Below are 18,139 nucleotides of genomic sequence, written 5' to 3' on the forward strand. Positions count from 1 at the left end.
CCTAGACCTGCGGTGGCAGGGCGGCGGCGCGCTTCATCTGGGTGCGGACCGCGCCCATGCTCGCCGCGATGACCAGGGCGATCGCGAGCGCGTCCGTCAGGGCCAGCGCCTGGCTCAGGACGAGGAAGCCGGCGCCCGCCGCGATGGCCGGTTCCAGGCTCATCAGGATCGCGAAGGTGGGGGCGGGGAGGCGGCGCAGGGCGATGAGTTCGAGGGTGTACGGGAGGACGGAGGACATCAGCGCGACGGCGAGACCGAGGCCGATCGTCGACGGGACGAGGAGCTTGTCGCCCGCCTCGACGACGCCGAACGGCAGGCTGAGCAGCGCGCCGAACGCCATCGCGAGCGCCAGCCCGTCCGCCTGCGGGAAGCGCCGGCCGGTCCGGGCGCTGAAGACGATGTACGTCGCCCACATCGCGCCCGCCCCGAGCGCGAAGGCCGCACCGACCGGGTCCAGGCGGTCGAAGCCCCCGCCGCTGAGCAGGACGACGCCGCCGAGGGCGAGCCCGGCCCACAGCAGGTTCATCAGCCGGCGCGAGGCGATCACGGAGAGGACGAGCGGGCCGAGGACCTCCAGGGTCACGGCGGCGCCGAGCGGGATCCGGTCCGCGGCCTGGTAGAAGAGGATGTTCATACCCGCCATGGCGGTACCGAAGGCGACGACGGTGCCCCAGTCGGCGCGGCCGTAGCCGCGGACCTTGGGGCGGCAGACGATCAGCAGGACGGCGGCGGCCAGCACGAGCCGCAGCGTGACGACGCCGAGCGCGCCGGCGCGGGGCATGAGCAGCACGGCGACGGCGGACCCGAACTGCACGGACAGACCGCCGGCGACGACGAGCGCGACGGGCCCGAGGCGGGCGGCGCGCGCGGCGCGGGCCGTGACCGCGGCGCCCGCCGGGCTCGCGGCGGTCCGCGTGGCGTCCGGGCTCGCGGCGGGCGACGCTCCGGCGGCGATGTCCTTGACCGGGCTGTCCACGGACTCACTCCCCTGCATGGTTCATCAGATTGGACTTTGAAGTCCAGAATAGTGGACTCGTCAAGTGGGTTCCAACCTTCACGCTACGAGCCACCGCGCGGCGCGTGAAATGCCGATTGGGCTGCGGTTATGCTCCGAACGCATGAGCATCGAGCTGCGTCATCTCCGCTGCTTCCTCGCCATCGCGGAGGAGGGCAACGTAACCAGGGCCGCAGCCCGGCTCCACCTCACCCAGCCCGCGGTCTCCCGCACGCTCGCCGCCCTGGAGAAACACCTCGGGGTCCGGCTCGTCGACCGCTCCACGCACCACCTCGCGCTCACCGCCGAGGGCCGGGCCTTCCACGACCGGGCGGCGGCGGCCGTCGCCGCCTTCGACACGGCCCTGGACCCGGCCCGGCTGCGCCACCGGCCGCTGCGGCTGGGCCACGCGTGGTCGGCGTTCGGCCCGTACACCACCCCGCTGCTACGGCGCTGGCAGCGGGAGCACCCCGAGACCCCGCTGGAACTCCTCCGTATCGACGACCGCACGGCGGGCCTGGTCCGGGGCGAGGTGGACGCGGCGTTGCTGCGGGGGCCGGTGGACGCGCCGGGGCTGGCGACGGAGGAACTGGCGACGGAGAGCCGGGTGGCCGCCGTGGCGACGGACAGCGCGCTCGCGTCCCGTACGTCCCTGACGCTGGCGGACCTCGCGGGCGAGACGGTCGTCCTCAACACGGTCTCCGGCACGACGACCCCCGCCCTCTGGCCCGCGCGGCACCGCCCGGCCGCCACCCTGACGGTCGGCAACACGGACGACTGGCTCACGGCGATCGCGGCGGGCCGCGGTGTCGGCGTCTCATCGGCGTCGACGGCCGCGATGCACCCCCACCCGGGCGTCACCTACCGCCCCCTCCCGGACGCCCCACCGGTCCACGTCCTCCTCGCCTGGCGCGACGCAACCCCCCACCCGGCGACCCACCTACTGGTGACCCTGGCGAAGGAGATCACCCGAACCTAGAGCACCGCCTCGTCACCGGCCGGGAACGGGCCCCCGTGGCCCGGGACGATCACGTCGGACGACTTCAGGACCCGCAGGCGCGAGGTGCGGAGCTGGTCGCGGTCGGGGGCCACCGGGTCCTCCGCCGGGCCGTCCGGGCGCCACCAGAGATCGCCCACGAAGGCGACGACGCCCTCGGCGGTGCCCGCGAGGAGCGTGATGTCCTCGGGGCTGTGGCCCGGCGTGCGGATCAGGCGCAGGGAGGGGGTCAGTTCATGGCCCTCGGCGTCCCGGTCGGTCCACTGGTCGTTCAGGTACTCGGCCTTGTGGTCGTGGACGCGCGCCCTGCCGAACAGGCCGACGTTCATCGTGTTGTCGGGGTGGTGGTGGCTGAGCACGACGTCCGTGATGTCGTCCGGCCCCAGGCCCAGTCCGGCCAGCGGGCCGAGGATCCGGTCGCGGCTCGCCACCATTCCGGGGTCGACGATCACATGGCGGTCGCCGTCGGTCACGTACGAGACGGTGGCGGCGACGCCCGGCCCCGTGGAGAGGGTGTAACCGGTGGTCAGAACGGTGTAGGTGGCGCTGTTTCCGCGCGGCTGGTCTGTCATGCCCCCAGCTTCGCCGGACGCGAGCGCGCCGACGAGTGGCCGTACTGCCACCCATCGCGGGTTTTCTGCCAGACCCCTTCGCGCGCCGAACGCCGCGCGTGCCACACTCCCCCGCATGCCGCCGTTCCTGAACGTCGCCGCCTACACCCCGCCCCGCGTCGGCATGCTCGCCGTCGGCCTCGTCTCCGAGGTCTTCGCCGCCCCGCCCGCGGGGCTCCCGCGCTTCGACTTCGCGCTCTGCGCCGACCGGCCGGGGCAGGTCCCCACCGACCTCGGCGTGCCGCTCGCCGTCGACCACGGGCTCGACCGGCTCGCCTCCGCCGATCTCGTACTCACCCTCCCCTGGGCCGACTTCCGCACCCCGCCGCCCGCCCCCGTGCTCGACGCGCTCCGCGCCGCCCACGCGCGCGGCGCGCTCGTCGGGTCGCACTGCGTCGGCGCGTTCGCGCTCGCCGCGGCCGGGCTGCTCGACGGACTGCGGGCCACCACCCACTGGCGGTTCGCCGACCTGCTCGCGCAGCGCCATCCGACCGTCACCGTCGAACGGGACGCCCTGTACGTCGACGAGGGCCGGATCCTCACGGGCGCGGGCGCCGCCGCCGGATTCGACCTCTGTCTGCACCTGATGCGCCGCGAGTACGGGGCCGCGGCGGCGAACGCGGTCGCCCGTGACCTCGTCCTGCCGCCGCACCGCGACGGCGGACAGGCGCAGTACGTCACCGCCCCCGTCCCCGAGGACTGCGAGGACGAACGGCTGGGCGGCGTCCTCGCCTGGGCCCGCGAGAACCTCCACGAACCGCTGCCCGTGGCCGAACTGGCCCGCCGCGCCCTGATGAGCCGCCGCTCCTTCGCGCGCCGGTTCACCGCGGCGACCGGGACCACCCCGCACGCCTGGGTCCTCGGCCAGCGGCTCGGCCGGGCGGAGGAACTCCTGGAGACGACCGACCTCCCGGTCGAGGAGATCGCCCGCCTCGTCGGCTACGGCAGCGCGGCGGTCCTGCGCGAACAGTTCGTCCGCCGCCGCGGCGTACCGCCCCGCACCTACCGCCGTACGTTCACCAGGACGGAAGCGGTCGACGTACAGGCCCAGCGGGCCTAGGGCGCGCCCGCCACCCCTCGCCCCGTCACCCCCACGCCCCCGTCGCGCGCCACTCGCGGCCTATGTCGCGCATCAGCGGCGGGTACACGATCAGGTGCCGGAACGGAGCGATCGCCGCCATGTAGGCCTTGCCGAACAGGCCGTTGGGCTTCACCAGCACGGCCATCTGACCCCGGTGGCCGCCCGAGCCGTCGGGGACCCAGCTCAGGTGCAGCACCCCGTGCATGGTCCGGTTGGCCATCTCCGCCGCCCACTCGTCGTCCCTCAGGTAGACGGACGTGAAGGGCAGCAGCTCGAACTCCGGTCCCGCCGGTCCGTCGCGGAGATCCTCCGGCAGCCGGTCGCGCAGGGTCGGCACCCGGGAGCCGAGGCCCTCATCCTTGTCGTCCCAGCCGAACAGCCTGCCGAGCTTCCAGCGGATCGCGAAGAGCCGGCGGGCGACCCAGGAGGAGTTGTCGCCGGTGTCGCCCCCGGCGAAGTTCCGCACCAGGCGCGGGAAGTCGTCGGGGCCGCCGGGCGTCGGCAGCGCCCAGACGTCGTAGAGCCGGAAGTCAGGCGTCAGCTCGTGGATCCGCCACGGGCGGGACGTGTGCGCGGACTTGGGAAGTTCCATGGCGTGCCTCCTGCGGTTCGTTCCGTGGCTCGTGCCGTACAGAGGAGTGCGTGGTCCGGGGGTCGAGCCCGAGGGCCCCCGAGACGGCGGCGACGACGAGTGACGCGTCGTCGGGCACGCGGCCCGCCAGGGCGATCGAGGTGCCTTCGAGCGCGCCGACGTAGGCGAGCGCGACGTCCCCGGCCGGCGGGCCGGCGGGGATGGCTCCCGCCGCGCGCCCGGCCTCGACACGGCCGGTGCAGAGGTCGACGAGGGCGCGGTAGCCCGCCTCCACCTGGTGTCCGATCGGATGGTCCTGGCCGGAGAACTCCAGGCGCAGCGCCACCGCCACCCGTGCGATGTCCCGCCGGCAGAAGGCGGTGTGGGCGCGGGCGAGCGTGAGCAGTGCCGCGAGCGGATCCGGCTCCCGCTCGACGTGGTGCCCGACCTCCCGGTCCCAGGCCTCGAAGACCCACTCGGAGACCGCCAGGGCCAGGTCCTGCTTGTCCTTGAACTGGTGGTAGAGCGCGCCGCGCGTGTAGCCGGCGTCCCTCGCCACCTGCTCCAGCACGAGGTTGCTGTAGCCGTGCCGGGACAGCCCCCGGGCCGCCGACTCCAGGAGCGCGGCCCGCGTGCGCTCCCGCCGCTCGGCCTGCGTGGACCGGCGGGGACCCGGTGAGCCGGAGTGCTCACGTACATTCATGTATGTATGTTACTGCGGCCGGATCGCCTCCGCCAGGACCTCCGCGATGTGACGGGCCCGGCGGCCCGCCAGGTCGTCGAGCTGGGTACGGCAGGAGAAGCCGTCCGCCAGGAGCACCGCGTTGTCGTCCGCCGCTCGGACCGCCGGCAGCAGCTGGTCCTCGGCGCAGGCCACCGAGACCTCGTAATGGCCCGGCTCGAAGCCGAAGTTGCCCGCCAGGCCGCAGCAGCCCCCACTCAACTCACCCTCCAGACCCATACGCTCGCGGAGCCTGCGGTCCGGCCCGTCCCCCAGGACTGCGTGCTGGTGGCAGTGGGTCTGACCGGCCACCGGGTGGTCGAGGCGCGGCGGCTCCCACTCCGGCGCGAACTCCTCCAGGGCCTCGGCGAAGGTCCGCACGGAGGAGGCCAGCGTCCGCGCACGCGGGTCGTCCGGGAGCAGCTCCGGGAGGTCGGTCCGCAGGGTCGCCGCGCAGGAGGGTTCGAGGACGACCACGGGATGACCGAGCCTGGGCTCCATCACGTCGAGCGTGCGGCCCATCGTCCGCCGCGCCCGGTCCAGCTGCCCCGTCGACACGTACGTCAGCCCGCAGCACACCCGGCCCGGCGGCAGCCCCACCCGTACCCCCGCCTCCTCCAGGACGCGCACGGCCGACCGGCCGACCTGCGGTGCCAGGTGATTGGTGAAGGTGTCCGGCCACAGCCACACGTCGGAGACCGTCTCCAGACGCGTACCGAACCAGGAGACGAAGGTCCGCGACGCCACCCTCGGCAGCTCCCGCTCCGGCGCGACGCCCGCCAGCCGGGAGGGAAACATCCGGGCCAGGTTCAGCGCCGGGCCGAAGAGCCGCAGCCACTCCGGCAGCCGGCCCATCGTGACGTGCGACCACGGCCGCCGCCGGCCCGCGTAGTGCCGGTCCAGGAAGTGCGCCTTGTAGGCGGCCATGTCCACGCCCACGGGGCAGTCGCTCCGGCACCCCTTGCACGACAGACACAGGTCGAGCGCCTCCGCGACCTCCTCCGAGCGCCAGCCGTCCGTGATCACCTCGCCGAGCGCCATCTCGTGCAGCAGCCGCGCCCGGCCCCGCGTCGAGTGCATCTCCTCCCCCGTCGCACGGTACGAAGGGCACATCACCTCCGGCCCCGACGTCGGCCCCGCCACCCGGCACTTGGCGACCCCGACGCAGCGCGCCACCTCCCGTGCCATCACCGGCAGTGCCGTGAAGCGCAGGCCCTCGTCCAGCGGCAGCGGCCGCACCAGCATCCCCGGGTTCAGCCCGCCGTCCGGGTCCCAGACGTCCTTGACCCGGCCGAACAGCGAGACCAGTTCGGAGCCGTACATCTTCGGCAGCAGCTCCGCCCGCGCCTGCCCGTCGCCGTGCTCCCCCGACAGCGAGCCCCCATGTGCGACCACCAGCTCCGCCACGGCCTCCGAGAACTCCCGGAACCGGCCGACCCCCGCCGCCGAGTAGAGGTCGAAGTCGATACGGACGTGGATGCAGCCGTCACCGAAGTGGCCGTACGGGGTGCCGCGAAGCCCGTGCTCGGCGAGCAGTGCGCGGAACTCCCGCAGATACGCCCCGAGCCGGGCGGGCGGCACCGCACAGTCCTCCCACCCGGGCCACGCCTCGACGCCACCGCCTCCCGGGCCTCCGCTCCCCTCCGGGCCTCCCCCGGGCCCCGAGCCCCCGGGCCCCGCAGGCGAGGCGCCGCCCGGCATCCGGGTCGCCGTGCCCGCCGCGTCCTCCCGGATCCGCCACAGCGCCCGCTGCCCGGCCGGGTCCGTGACCAGCGAGGAATCCAGCGCGTCCGCCGCCCGGATCAGCTCCCGCGCCGCGTCCTCCCCGTCCACCTCCACGAACAGCCAGGCCCCGCCGCGCGGCAGCCCGGAAGCGCCGCGCACCAGATCGGCCGCCATGCCCTCCACCGTCAGCGGTCGGTACGGCAGGAGCCCCGCCGCCGCGTCGGCCGCCGCGCTCTCGTCCGCGTACCCGAGGACCGCAAGGACGGGCGCGGCGGGCAGCGGAACCAGCCGTACGGTCGCCTCCGTCACCACCCCCAGCGTCCCCTCGCTCCCGCAGAGCAGCCGGGCCACGTCCCCACCCCGCTCCGGCAGCAGCGCGTCGAGCGCGTAGCCGGAGATCCGGCGCGGCAGCCCCTCCGGGTATCCCGTCCGCAGCAGCGCCAGGTTCCCGTCCACCAGCTCCCGCAGCCCCGCCGGCGCCCCCTGCCAGTCCCGCCCGAGGCGCAGCCCCTCGCCTCCGTACGTACGGACGTCGAGCGAGAGCACGTTGTCGGCGGTCGTGCCCCAGGCCACCGAGTGGGCGCCGCACGCGTTGTTGCCGATCATCCCGCCGAGGGTGCAGCGGCTGTGCGTGGACGGATCGGGGCCGAAGGTCAGCCCGTACGGGCGTACCGCGTCGCGGAGCCGGTCCAGGACAAGCCCGGGCTGGACGACGGCCGTCCGCGCCCGCTGGTCGACGGACACGACCGACCGCATGTGGCGTGTGAGGTCGAGCACGACGCCCGTGCCGGTCGCCTGGCCCGCGATCGACGTGCCGCCGCCGCGGGCGACGACCGGTACCCCGCGCTCCCGGCAGGCCGAGAGCACCGCCGCCACGTCGGCGGCGTCCCTGGGTGCGACCACACCCACCGGCACCCGGCGGTAGTTGGACGCGTCCATCGTCATCAGGGCCCTCGCCGTGGTGCCGAAGTCGACGTCTCCTGCCACGGCCGCGCGCAGCGCCGCCTCCAGCTCCGACCGTTCGTGGTGTTTTCGCACGAGGTCAGGATGTCTCACCTCTCGTCTCATCCGGCGGACATCGTCGGCCGTGTGCGGCCCGACCCGATACGCTCCGCCCGTGGCTGAGATCCAGATTCCCGCTGACATCAAGCCCGCCGACGGCCGTTTCGGCGCGGGCCCCTCCAAGGTGCGTACGGAGGCGCTGGACGCCCTGGCCGCCACCGGCACCTCCCTCCTCGGCACGTCCCACCGCCAGGCTCCGGTCAAGAACCTGGTCGGCGAGGTACGTGCCGGCGTGCGTGACCTCTTCTCGCTGCCCGAGGGTTACGAGGTGATCCTGGGCAACGGCGGCTCCACCGCCTTCTGGGACATCGCGACCCACGGGCTGATCGAGTCGAAGTCGCAGCACCTCACCTTCGGCGAGTTCTCCTCCAAGTTCGCGAAGGCCGCGAAACTGGCCCCCTGGCTGGCCGAGCCGACCGTGATCTCCTCCGACCCGGGCACCCACCCGGAGCCGCGGGCCGAGGCGGGCGTCGACGTGTACGCGTACACGCACAACGAGACCTCCACCGGTGTCGCGGCCCCGGTGAAGCGGGTCGCGGGTGCCGACGAGGGCGCGCTCGTCCTGGTCGACGCGACCTCCGGCGCGGGCGGCCTCCCGGTCGACATCACCGAGTCGGACGTCTACTACTTCGCCCCGCAGAAGTCCTTCGCCGCCGACGGCGGCCTGTGGCTGGCCGCCTTCTCGCCGGCCGCCCTGGAGCGCGCGGCCCGCATCCACGCGTCCGGCCGTCACATCCCGGAGTTCTTCTCCCTGCCGACCGCGATCGACAACTCGCTGAAGAACCAGACGTACAACACCCCGGCGCTGTCGACCCTCTTCCTGCTCAACGAGCAGCTGAAGTGGATCAACGGCCAGGGCGGTCTGGACTGGGCCGTGGCCCGGACGAAGGAGTCCTCGCAGGCGCTGTACGGCTGGGCCGAGGAGTCCAAGTACGCGTCGCCGTTCGTCACCGACGCGGCGAAGCGCTCGCAGGTCATCGGCACGATCGACTTCTCCGAGGACGTCGACGCGGCGGCGGTCGCCAAGGTGCTGCGCGCCAACGGCATCGTGGACACCGAGCCGTACCGCAAGCTGGGCCGCAACCAGCTGCGGATCGCGATGTTCCCGGCGGTCGACCCGGCGGACGTGCGGGCCCTGACGGCCTGCATCGACTACGTGATCGAGAAGCTGTAACCCCTGGGTGTACGGAGGGCCCGGCATCGGACATGGTCGATGCCGGGCCCTCGTGCGTTCAGCGGCTGAGGCGCTGGAAGCGGCGCACCGCCAGCGGGAGGAAGACGGCCGTGATGGCGAGGGGCCAGACGAAGGCCATGAGGACGGCGTTCTGCTCCACCCAGCCGCCGCCGCCGGCCCCGGGGTTGCCGAAGAGGGCGCGGGTCGCGGTGACGGTCGAGGAGATCGGGTTCCAGGCGGCGACCGGCGCCAGCCACGAGGGCATCAGGGCCGGGGCCACGTAGACGCTGGAGACCATCGTGAGCGGGAAGATCACCGCGTACAGCGCGCCCGCGGCCTCGGCGTTGGGCAGGACGAGCCCGGCCCACACGCCCACCCAGATCAGGGCGAAGCGCAGGAGCAGCAGCAGCCCGAAGGCGAGCGCCGTCGCCGCGAAGCCGCCGTCGGAGGTCCAGCCGATCGCGAGCGCCGTCGTGGCGAGGATGGCGAGTTCGGCGCAGGCGACGAGGAGGTCGGCGACGCCCCGGCCGGTGGTGACGGCGGAGGGGGCCATCGGCATGGACCGGAAGCGGTCGACGACACCCTTGCCCACGTCGGTGACGACGGTGGTGGCGGTGTTCATGAAGCCGAAGGCCATGGTCGTGGCGAACATGCCGGGCATCAGGAACTCGCGGTAGTCGCCGTCGCCCGGGACGCGCATGGCGCTGCCGAAGACGAATCCGTAGAGCAGGACGGAGACGATGGGGAAGCCGAGCACCCAGAGGATCGCGGCGGGCTGACGGCGGTAGTTGAGCAGGGTGCGCCGGACGACGTTCCCGCAGTCCACGACGGCCCAGTAGGCGCGTCCATGACGGGTGTCGAGGGTCAGGTCGACGGGGGCGGCCGTGGGAGGCGTGCGGTGCGTGGGGGTGCGGGCGGTGGTGGTCACGCGGCTGCTCCGTCCGTGCGGTTCCGGTTGTCGTCCGTGTCCGTGCCGTGGCCGGTGAGGGTGAGGAACACGTCGTCGAGGCTGGGGCGGCGCAGGCCGATGTCCTCCACGGCGATCCGTTCGTCCTGAAGGCTCCTGGCGACCTCGGTCAGGGCGGTGACCCGGTCGGTGACGGGGGCGTGGACGCGCCGTTCGCCGGTGTCGACGACCGGAGGGCCGGCGGAGCGGCGGGCGACGATCGCGCGGACGGCGGCGAGGTCGGCGGCCTCGGCGGTGACGACCTCGATCCGGTCGCCGCCCACGCGGTTCTTGAGGCCGTCGGGGGTGTCGTCGGCGATGGCCCGGCCGCGGTCCATGACGGTGATCCGGGAGGCGAGCCGGTCGGCCTCGTCGAGGTACTGCGTGGTGAGCAGGACCGTCGTGCCGCCCTCGACCAGGGTCCGGACGGCGCCCCAGACCTCGCCCCGGCCGCGCGGGTCGAGGCCGGTGGTCGGCTCGTCGAGGAAGAGGACGCGCGGGGCGAGGATCATCGAGGCGGCCAGGTCGAGGCGGCGGCGCATGCCCCCGCTGTACTTCCCGGCTCCCTTGTCGGCGGCCGCGGTGAGGTCGAAGCGGTCGAGGAGTTCGGCGGCCCGGGCGCGTGCGCGGCGGGCGCCGAGGTGGAAGAGGCGGCCGAAGAGCTCCAGGTTCTGCCGGCCGGTGAGGCCCTCGTCGACGGCGGCGTACTGGCCGGCCAGGCCGATCCGGGCGCGGGCGGCGCGGGGGTCGCGGGCCACGTCGAGCCCGGCGACCTCGGCCCGGCCGCCGTCGTGCCGCAGGAGCGTCGCGAGGACGCGTACGGCGGTGGTCTTGCCGGCGCCGTTGGGTCCGAGGAGTCCGTGGACGGTGCCGGGGGCGACGGCGAGGTCGAAGCCGTCGAGGGCGTGGGTGGTGCCGTTCCTCCTGTCGCCGTACCGCTTGCGCAGCCCTTCGGCGCGTACCGCGTGCTCGTGCGGGGTCGGCATGGTCAGCCCTCCGTTCGGCGTCCTCCAGCAAACTGAGTACACCGTACCCCATTACGCGTACGCCGTACTCAGTTTTAAGGTGAGGCCATGACGACGAGCAGCCTCGAACTCCTGTGGGGCAGGGGCGAGCGCCCCAGCCGCGGCCCCAAGCCGGGCCTCACCCTCGACCGGATCGTCACGGCGGCGGTCGGGGTCGCCGACGCGGAGGGGCTGGACGCGGTGTCGATGCGGCGCGTCTCGGCCGAACTCGGCGTCGGGACGATGTCGCTGTACCGGTACGTCCCCGGCAAGACCGAGCTGCTCGACCTGATGATCGACCGTGTCCAGGGCGAGTCCCTCGAAGGCGAACCGGAGCCGCCCACCCACTGGCGGGACACCGTCGAGAAGCTGGCCCGCGGCCATCTCGACCTCTTCCGGGCACACCCCTGGCTGCTCCGGGTCAACCAGGCCCGCTCGGTCCTCGGCCCCGGCGCGCTGCGCGGCCTCGAACTCTGCCTGACCGGACTGAAGGGCCCGCACGGGATGGGTCTGAGCGACCACGAGACGATCGGGGTGATCATCGCCGTGCAGAGCTATGTGACCGGTATCGCCCGCATGGAGATCGACACCGTCGAGGCGGTGAAGGACACCGGGGTGAGCGACGAGGACTTCTGGGCGGGGCAGAGCCCGTACCTGGAGCGGGCGATGGCCTCGGGCGACTACCCCCGCATGGCGGAGCTGGCCGACGACACCTTCTCCAAGGAGTTCGACCACTTCGCCTTCGGGCTCGAACGCCTCCTCGACGGTTTCGAGGTGCTCGTCAGCCGCGCCGCAGGAGGCGCTTCCCGCCGATGACCAGGGCGGTCGCGACGCCGAGGACGATCACGCCGACGGTGAAGTTGCCGCGCTCCTCGGCGGCGGTGGGCGCGTCGGGGTCGCCCTTGCCCGGGTTCTTGGGCGACGCGCCGGAGGAATCCTCCGAGGGTCCCTCCGCCCGGGGCGGTTCCACGCGGAGGACCTTGCTCTTCGCGCCCTCCGAGCCGATCATCAGCGCCGAGCCGTCCTTCGTGTACGTCACGGACTCCGACTGCCCCTGGAAGGGCACGCCCACGTCTGTGCCCTCGTCGGCGAGGCGGCCGTCCTTCCAGACGTACTCCTTCGCGCTGAAGTAGCCGCGCAGCATGAGCCGCCCGCCGTCCGGCGAGAAGGCGCCATCGGTCACCCACGGCACGTCGCCGACGCGCCGGAAGACGTTCGTGCCCGCGGACGAGAGCCGCTCGGGGCCCGCGTACAGCCCGCCGGTCTCCTGGTTCTTGCTGGCGATGTAGACCCGGCCGGTCTTCGGGTGGACCATCAGGGCCTCGGCGTTGCGCGGCCCGTCGGCGTACTTCACGTCGTACTGCTTCGCCGTCACCGCCTGGTCCCCGAGCCGCTTCGGCTCGGGGAAGCGGTAGATCCAGACGTGGTCCCAGGTGCCGTCGCGGTTGTCGCCGATGTCGCCGACGTAGATGTCACCGTCCGGGCCGACGGAGATCGCCTCCATGTCGCGGGGCGTGCCGACGCCCTTCATGGTGAGCGTCGCGACGGTCTCGCCGGTACGGGAGTCGACGCCGTAGATCAGCGGGGCGTCCTGGTCGTTGTGCGTCCAGTAGACGCCGGGGTGGGCGCGGCTGGCGGCGAGACCGCTGGACTCGGTGATCCGGGGGTCGGTGATCGTGAAGTCCTGGTCCGCGTCGGCGGCAGCGGCGGGGGCGGCCGCCGCGGCCAGGACCAGCGCGGAGGCGCCGAGGAGACCCAGGAGTGATCGCATGCTCTCCAGCCTGCCACGGCTCCGCAGGATCCGACCGCCGGGCCAGCGGCACAGGCGGCCGGCGGAGACCCGCCGACGCTGCCCCCGAACCGTGGAATGTCCTGCGCCGTACCGGAGTTGGGCAGGACATGACCGAAGGACCCGCACCCCGTCCCCTGTCCGACGACGCGCTCTCCGACCTGCTCGGCACGCAGCGGTTCGGCACGCTGGCCACCAACAAGCGCAGCGGCCACCCCCACCTCACGACGATGCTCTACAGCTGGGACCCCCGGGCACGCACCGTGCGGTTCTCCACCACCGCCGACCGGGTCAAGCTCAAGCACCTCCGCCGCGACCCCCGCGCGGCGGTGCACGTCCAGGGCGGTGACGTCTGGTCGTTCGCCGTGGCCGAGGGCGAGGCCGAGGTCTCCGAAGCCACGACCACACCGGGCGACGAGGTCGGCCGGGAACTGCTGTCGATGATCCCGGAACCGTCCCGGCCCCGGGGCCCGGAGGAGGACGCGTTCCTGGAACAGCAGGTGGCGGAGGGCCGCGTCGTCATCCGCCTGAAGGTGAACCGGCTCTACGGGACGGCGCTCGACATCGAGGGCTGAGACGCCCGGCGGGTGGCCGGGATCACGTCGCAGCGGCCGGGCGGGCTCCGCGATGATATGACCATGCGTTTCATGTTCGTCGGCGACAGCTGCACCATCGGACAGGCCGGCGACCACACCTGGCGCTACCGGATGTGGCAGCACCTCGAAGCCGTGCTGCCCGGACGGTACGAGATCGTCGGCCCGCGCACCGGGCTGTACGACTCCGCCGCCGACGCGCCCCTCTCGCACGCCTACGCCGATCCGGCCTTCCCCGCGTCCGCCCGCCGTCATCTGGCGGGCTGGGGCGAGGGGTGGCTGCACATGGCGCCGCTCATCGGCGAGACGGTGACCGCGACCGGGGCGGACGTCCTGCTGGTCTCCCTCGGCCTGATCGACCTCGGTTTCTACACCAACAGCGACCAGACGACGGAGAACGTGCGCGCCTTCGTCGACGCCGCTCGCGTGGCGAACCCGCACGTCAGGTCCGTCGTCATGCCGGTCATACCGAACATCCGCGCCACGTACGACGCGCCCTTCGCGGCCGAGTGCGCGCGCTTCAACGAGCTCCTCGCCAAGACCGTCGCCGACCTGGACACGGCCGCGTCGCCACTGCTGCTCGCGACGGTGCCGGAGACGTACGAGCTCGGCACGGACACCTACGACGGCACCCACCCGGGCCCGTCCGGCGAGCACAAGCTGGCGGCCTCCTTCGCCTCGGCGATGCACCAGGCGTGGGGGCTCGGCTCCCCGTACTCCGGTGGTGTCGCGGCCCGCTGACAGACCGCCAGGAGCGCTGACAGACCCACCGACAGGCTGTCAGGGAACGGTCCGCGTGGCGTCAACGCGGGTCGGCATCGTCTTCCCCATCAGGAACGACGACACCGATCACAGGAGTTGAACCCCGATGAACGCCGACCTCGCCGCCGCCATGCAGCTGCTCGTCGCCCTTGCCTTCGTCAGCATCCCGCTCGTCCGCCACCGCTTCGGACCGGCCGCCACGACGGCCGCGGAGGCCGAGCTCTCCCGCCAGGGCATACGGCCCGGCGTCCTCGCCGAGAACGGCCTGCGGTTCGACGCGAGCGGCCACGAGACGTGGGCCCCGGTCTCCGTCGCCGCGATCATGACCGGCGTCGCCGCGCTCAACCTCGCGGGGAACGACTGGGGCCGGCCGCTGACCTGGATCTTCCAGTCGCTGGTCGTCATCGGCAACGCCCTGATCCTCCACAGCAACCTGACCGCCGTCTCGTCCGTCCGGACCGCCTTCCGGCGCAAGGGCGACCCGGAGCTGGCCCGCGTCGACGTCCCCGCCTTCCTCGACGCCGCGGAGAACGCCTTCCCCGGCTGGGTCCGGGCCCAGCAGAACATCCGGCACGTCCTCGTCTTCGGCGGCTCCGCCCTGGCGCTCGTCGCGGTCTCCCTCTGACCCGTCGGGCTCACGCCGAGCGGGTCAGCCGGTTCGCCAGCGTCGACAGCGTGTACGCGCCGATACCGAGCACCACCTCCAGCGCGTTGCGGCGGGTGTGCCCGGCTCCGAGAAAGCGCTCCAGCTCCTCGTCGCTCACGGCTCCGGAGGCGGCGAGGACCTGGTGCGTGAACCGCCGCACGGCTTCCAGGCGTACGGGATCCTCCGCCGGGCCAAGCCCGGCCAGCTTCGCCTCGTGGATACCGATGCACAGGTGGCACTGGTTCCGTTCGGCAACGGTCAGGACGACGGTCTCGCGCGAGTGCGGGTCGAGGGTCGTGGCCTCGAACATCGCGCTCAGCCTCAGGAAGCCCTCCAGCGCGTGCGGGGACTCCGCCATGCGGGCCACAGCCTGCGGGAGGTGGCCCCAGGCGGCGGCCACGCTCTCCATGGAGCGGCGAGAGGCGGCGGGCGCGGTCTCTACGGTGTGGTCGGTGAACAAGGCGACTCCCGGGAAGACGAGTAGGATCGACAACATGGTTGACCATGTGGATGCGAGAAACGTAAACCAGGTTGTCGATAGCGGCAAGGGGGAATCCGTCCCCGGGTTCGAGCTGCCCCTGCTCCTCTTCGCCGGCTTCCGCACCCTCATCGACCGGCTCCACGACCGGCTCGCCCACGAGGGCCACCCCGACCTCCGCCCCGCCCACGGCTTCGCCCTGCAGGCCATCGCCGCGGGAGGCCCCCGCGGGGCCACCGCGAGCGACATCGGCCGCCACCTCGGCGTCTCCAAGCAGGCCGCCGGCAAGACCGTCGACCGCCTCCTCGCCGTGGGCTACGCCGAGCGCGCCGACGACCCCGCCGACGCCCGCCGCAAGCTCGTCCGCCTCACACTCCGCGGCCTCGACGCCCTCACCCGCTCGGCCGCGATCTTCGACGAACTGCGCACGGAGTGGTCCGCGACCCTCGGCCCCGAACGCGTACGGGACATGGAGACCGCGCTCCGCCGGGTCGTCCCGCCGGAGACCACGTTCCGCCTCGACGCCACGAGCTGGCTCGGCGGCGCGTGAACACCCGGCGGCCCGGGCACACCCTGCGGCCGGGGCACGCCCTACGGCCGGGCGCGGCACGCCCGCCCAACCCGCCACGACGGCGCGTGCACCCAACGGCCGCGCGGCGGAGCCCCCTTGCCTGAAGCGCGCTCGAAGGCGTTGGCTTGGGGACCATGAAGTACACGCAGCTCGGACGCACGGGACTCAAGGTCAGCCGACTCGTCCTCGGCACGATGAACTTCGGCCCGCAGACCGACGAGGCCGACAGCCACGCGATCATGGACGCCGCGCTGGACGCGGGCATCAACTACGTCGACACCGCCAACGTCTACGGCTGGGGCGAGAACAAGGGCCGCACCGAGGAGATCGTCGGCAGCTGGTTCGCCCGCGGCGGCGGCCGCCGGGACCGGACGGTCCTCGCCACCAAGGTGTACGGGAACATGTCCGCCGACGGCGGGCCCGTCTGGCCCAACCACGACAAGCTCTCGGCGCTGAACATCCGCCGGGCCGTCGAGGCCTCCCTCAAGCGGCTCGGCACCGACTACATCGACATCTACCAGTTCCACCACATCGACCGCCTGACCCCCTTCGAGGAGATCTGGCAGGCGATCGACGTCCTGATCCAGCAGGGCAAGATCCTCTACGCGGGATCCTCCAACTTCCCCGGCTACAAGATCGCCCAGGCCAACGAGACCGCGGCCCGCCGCGGCGGCGTCGGACTCGTCAGCGAGCAGTGCCTCTACAACCTCTTCGAGCGCCGCGCCGAGATGGAGGTCATCCCGGCGGCCCAGGAGTACGGCCTCGGAGTCATCCCCTGGTCCCCGCTGCACGGCGGCCTGCTCGGCGGCGTGATCAAGAAGCAGGTCGAGGGCGGCCGGCGCGCGAGCGGCCGGGCGGCGGACAGCCTCGCCGACACGTCCGTACGCGCCAGGATCCAGGCGTACGAGGACCTGCTCGACAAGCACGGCGTCGAACCCGGCGAGGCGGCACTGGCGTGGCTGCTCACCCGCCCGGGCGTCACCGGCCCGATCGTCGGGCCGCGCACGGCGGAGCAGCTGGAGAGCGCGCTGCGCGCGGTCGAGCTGGAGCTCTCGGAGGAGCTGCTGGCCGGGCTCGACGAGGTCTTCCCCGGCCCCGGGCCGTCGCCGGAGGCCTTCGCCTGGTGAGCCGTGTCGGGTGCTCGGGCGGTCGCCCGGGCGGCTACTGGCCGAGCACCGACGACACCGCGACGATCGCGAACATCAGTACGAGCACGCCGGCCATGATCCGGTTTCGGGTCTTCGGGTCCACCCCTTGAGGTTAACCCGCGCCTCCCAGGGGCCATGCGCCGACCGTCTCGTACCGGGGCTGCTCGCCCGGCACACCGCCGGCCGGGAGGTTGCTGCGGACGAGCGCCAGCTCCGGGACCTGCCAGCGGGTGCCCTCGAAGGAGGCGAGCGCCTCGACGAAGGGGCCCAGGTCGAGGTCGGTGCGGGAGCGGGCGATCGTGAGGTGGGCCTGGTAGCGGCGGTGCTCGTCCATCGGGATGCCCGCCCGGCGGGCGGCGGCGTCGGCGCGCTCGGCGAGCAGGCGCATGTCGTCGAGGTCCCCGGCCGCCCCCGTCCACAGCACCGCCCGGCCGAAGTGCCCGCCGCCGTGCAGGCGCAGGCCGAACGGCGGGGTGCGGTGGGCGGCGCGGGCGAGCCGCTCGCGGAGGTCGGGGAGCAGCTCGTCGTCGACCTCGCCCATGAAGGCGAGCGTGAAGTGCCAGCCGGGCCGGGAGGTCCAGCGCAGCCGCTCGGCGCCGGGCACGTGGCCCAGGCGGTCGACGACGCGGGCGAGTTCGGTCAGCTGCTCCCGGGGCGGCAGTACGGCAGCGAAAAGCCTCATGCGCAGAGTCTGGCAGTGGCTAGCCTGTGCCGGATGGAGATCACGATCAGGAAGGGCGGGGCGGACGACGTTCCCGCCATAGTCGCGATGCTCGACAGCGCCGTGGTCTGGCTGAACGCCAAGGGGATCACCGACCAGTGGGGCACCGAGCCGTGGTCGGCGCGCGCGAAGGCGGTGAGCCGGGTCGAGGAGATCGTGGCCGAGGGCACCCCGTGGATCGCGGAGATCGACGGCGTACCGGCCGGGACGGTGACCCTGACCCCGCACCCGGCGCCGTACGTCGCACCGGCCGGCGAGCCGGAGGTGTACGTCCACATCCTGGCGACCGACGGCCGCTTCCACGGCCGGGGCGTGGGCGCGGCGCTGCTCGCGCACGCGGTGGAGGAGACCCGTCGCCAGGGCCTGTCGCTCCTGCGGGTGGACTGCTTCGCGGGCGGCGAGGGGCGCCTGGTGGAGTACTACGAGCGCCAGGGCTTCACGAGGACGGAGCCCTTCACGGTGGGCGACTGGCCGGGCCAGGTGCTGGAAGTGCGGGTCTGAGCCCGCTCCCGGGGCACGGCTCCGGGACGCGGGCGGGCGACTCA

General features: G+C 73.3%; 20 protein-coding genes. 10 read left to right on the forward strand and 10 right to left on the reverse strand.

All coding sequences use genetic code 11. The annotated features are described in order from the left end of the window. Position 1 precedes the first annotated feature (1 nt). Positions 2–976, reverse strand: coding sequence for a DMT family transporter (locus M5362_RS27180; RefSeq protein WP_260230420.1), 975 nt, complete (start codon positions 974–976; stop codon positions 2–4). A 142-nt stretch (positions 977–1,118) separates the two neighbouring features. Here M5362_RS27180 and M5362_RS27185 point away from each other — a divergent pair, with 142 nt between their 5' ends. Beyond that, positions 1,119–1,973: a LysR family transcriptional regulator gene (locus tag M5362_RS27185; RefSeq protein ID WP_260230421.1), complete on the forward strand. Its 855-nt coding sequence runs from the start codon at positions 1,119–1,121 to the stop codon at positions 1,971–1,973. Here the strand turns inward: M5362_RS27185 and M5362_RS27190 are convergent. Further along, positions 1,970–2,563, reverse strand: coding sequence for an MBL fold metallo-hydrolase (locus M5362_RS27190; protein WP_260230422.1), 594 nt, complete (start codon positions 2,561–2,563; stop codon positions 1,970–1,972). The two genes, M5362_RS27185 and M5362_RS27190, sit on opposite strands and share 4 nt — an antisense overlap. Before the next feature lie 115 nt (positions 2,564–2,678). On the opposite strand from M5362_RS27190, the gene M5362_RS27195 reads away from it, so the two are divergent. Continuing rightward, a complete protein-coding gene (locus M5362_RS27195; RefSeq protein WP_260230423.1) occupies positions 2,679–3,662 on the forward strand; it encodes a GlxA family transcriptional regulator in 984 nt (327 codons plus the stop codon). 25 nt (positions 3,663–3,687) lie between these two features. Here M5362_RS27195 and M5362_RS27200 read toward each other — a convergent pair whose 3' ends face one another. From M5362_RS27200 to M5362_RS27210, 3 genes are read right to left on the reverse strand one after another with little or no spacing between them, the layout of a single operon-like run. Next, complete coding sequence (locus tag M5362_RS27200; RefSeq protein WP_260230424.1) at positions 3,688–4,275, reverse strand: DUF2867 domain-containing protein; 588 nt, start codon at positions 4,273–4,275, stop codon at positions 3,688–3,690. Next, positions 4,214–4,957, reverse strand: coding sequence for a TetR/AcrR family transcriptional regulator (locus M5362_RS27205; RefSeq protein ID WP_260230425.1), 744 nt, complete (start codon positions 4,955–4,957; stop codon positions 4,214–4,216). The genes M5362_RS27200 and M5362_RS27205 overlap by 62 nt, the downstream gene beginning before the upstream one ends. Before the next feature lie 9 nt (positions 4,958–4,966). Next, positions 4,967–7,768, reverse strand: a complete 2,802-nt coding sequence (locus M5362_RS27210) for an FAD-binding and (Fe-S)-binding domain-containing protein (protein ID WP_260230427.1) — start codon at positions 7,766–7,768, stop codon at positions 4,967–4,969. A gap of 49 nt (positions 7,769–7,817) precedes the next feature. On the opposite strand from M5362_RS27210, the gene serC reads away from it, so the two are divergent. Continuing rightward, the gene (serC, locus tag M5362_RS27215; RefSeq protein WP_260230429.1) at positions 7,818–8,936 is read left to right on the forward strand and encodes a phosphoserine transaminase; all 1,119 of its coding nucleotides are present in this window, start codon (positions 7,818–7,820) and stop codon (positions 8,934–8,936) included. A 58-nt stretch (positions 8,937–8,994) separates the two neighbouring features. Here serC and M5362_RS27220 read toward each other — a convergent pair whose 3' ends face one another. Together M5362_RS27220 and M5362_RS27225 are read right to left on the reverse strand one after the other, a co-directional pair. Beyond that, positions 8,995–9,864 carry an ABC transporter permease gene (locus tag M5362_RS27220; protein ID WP_374214534.1) on the reverse strand — a complete coding sequence of 290 codons (870 nt, stop codon included), beginning with the start codon at positions 9,862–9,864 and terminating at the stop codon, positions 8,995–8,997. Further along, positions 9,861–10,868, reverse strand: a complete 1,008-nt coding sequence (locus M5362_RS27225; RefSeq protein ID WP_260230430.1) for an ATP-binding cassette domain-containing protein — start codon at positions 10,866–10,868, stop codon at positions 9,861–9,863. Before M5362_RS27225 ends, M5362_RS27220 begins: the two co-directional genes overlap by 4 nt. Positions 10,869–10,955: 87 nt before the next feature. On the opposite strand from M5362_RS27225, the gene M5362_RS27230 reads away from it, so the two are divergent. Then, positions 10,956–11,702, forward strand: coding sequence for a TetR/AcrR family transcriptional regulator (locus M5362_RS27230; RefSeq protein WP_260230431.1), 747 nt, complete (start codon positions 10,956–10,958; stop codon positions 11,700–11,702). On the opposite strand, the gene M5362_RS27235 is transcribed toward M5362_RS27230, so the two are convergent. Then, a complete protein-coding gene (locus tag M5362_RS27235) occupies positions 11,668–12,657 on the reverse strand; it encodes a WD40 repeat domain-containing protein (RefSeq protein WP_260230432.1) in 990 nt (329 codons plus the stop codon). The two genes, M5362_RS27230 and M5362_RS27235, sit on opposite strands and share 35 nt — an antisense overlap. Before the next feature lie 128 nt (positions 12,658–12,785). On the opposite strand from M5362_RS27235, the gene M5362_RS27240 reads away from it, so the two are divergent. The 3 genes from M5362_RS27240 to M5362_RS27250 all read left to right on the forward strand — a co-directional run bounded on the left by M5362_RS27240 (position 12,786) and on the right by M5362_RS27250 (position 14,655). Further along, the gene (locus tag M5362_RS27240; protein WP_260230433.1) at positions 12,786–13,250 is read left to right on the forward strand and encodes a pyridoxamine 5'-phosphate oxidase family protein; all 465 of its coding nucleotides are present in this window, start codon (positions 12,786–12,788) and stop codon (positions 13,248–13,250) included. Positions 13,251–13,313: 63 nt separating this feature from the next. Next, a complete protein-coding gene (locus M5362_RS27245) occupies positions 13,314–14,009 on the forward strand; it encodes a GDSL-type esterase/lipase family protein (RefSeq protein WP_260230434.1) in 696 nt (231 codons plus the stop codon). Positions 14,010–14,136: 127 nt separating this feature from the next. Continuing rightward, positions 14,137–14,655 carry a hypothetical protein gene (locus M5362_RS27250; protein WP_260230435.1) on the forward strand — a complete coding sequence of 173 codons (519 nt, stop codon included), beginning with the start codon at positions 14,137–14,139 and terminating at the stop codon, positions 14,653–14,655. A gap of 10 nt (positions 14,656–14,665) precedes the next feature. Here M5362_RS27250 and M5362_RS27255 read toward each other — a convergent pair whose 3' ends face one another. Then, positions 14,666–15,172: a carboxymuconolactone decarboxylase family protein gene (locus tag M5362_RS27255; protein ID WP_260230436.1), complete on the reverse strand. Its 507-nt coding sequence runs from the start codon at positions 15,170–15,172 to the stop codon at positions 14,666–14,668. On the opposite strand from M5362_RS27255, the gene M5362_RS27260 reads away from it, so the two are divergent. Together M5362_RS27260 and M5362_RS27265 are read left to right on the forward strand one after the other, a co-directional pair. Further along, the gene (locus M5362_RS27260) at positions 15,171–15,704 is read left to right on the forward strand and encodes a MarR family winged helix-turn-helix transcriptional regulator (RefSeq protein WP_260230437.1); all 534 of its coding nucleotides are present in this window, start codon (positions 15,171–15,173) and stop codon (positions 15,702–15,704) included. The two genes, M5362_RS27255 and M5362_RS27260, sit on opposite strands and share 2 nt — an antisense overlap. A gap of 155 nt (positions 15,705–15,859) precedes the next feature. Continuing rightward, positions 15,860–16,852, forward strand: a complete 993-nt coding sequence (locus tag M5362_RS27265; RefSeq protein WP_260230438.1) for an aldo/keto reductase — start codon at positions 15,860–15,862, stop codon at positions 16,850–16,852. A 133-nt stretch (positions 16,853–16,985) separates the two neighbouring features. Here the strand turns inward: M5362_RS27265 and thpR are convergent, their stop codons facing one another. Further along, a complete protein-coding gene (gene thpR / locus M5362_RS27270) occupies positions 16,986–17,555 on the reverse strand; it encodes an RNA 2',3'-cyclic phosphodiesterase (protein ID WP_260230439.1) in 570 nt (189 codons plus the stop codon). Between the two features lie 33 nt (positions 17,556–17,588). Between thpR and M5362_RS27275 the strand changes: the two genes are divergently transcribed. Continuing rightward, positions 17,589–18,095, forward strand: coding sequence for a GNAT family N-acetyltransferase (locus M5362_RS27275; RefSeq protein ID WP_260230440.1), 507 nt, complete (start codon positions 17,589–17,591; stop codon positions 18,093–18,095). The last annotated feature ends 44 nt before the right edge of the window (positions 18,096–18,139 follow it).

It is taken from the genome of Streptomyces sp. Je 1-79, assembly GCF_025195125.1.
Taxonomy (GTDB): Bacteria; Actinomycetota; Actinomycetes; order Streptomycetales; family Streptomycetaceae; genus Streptomyces.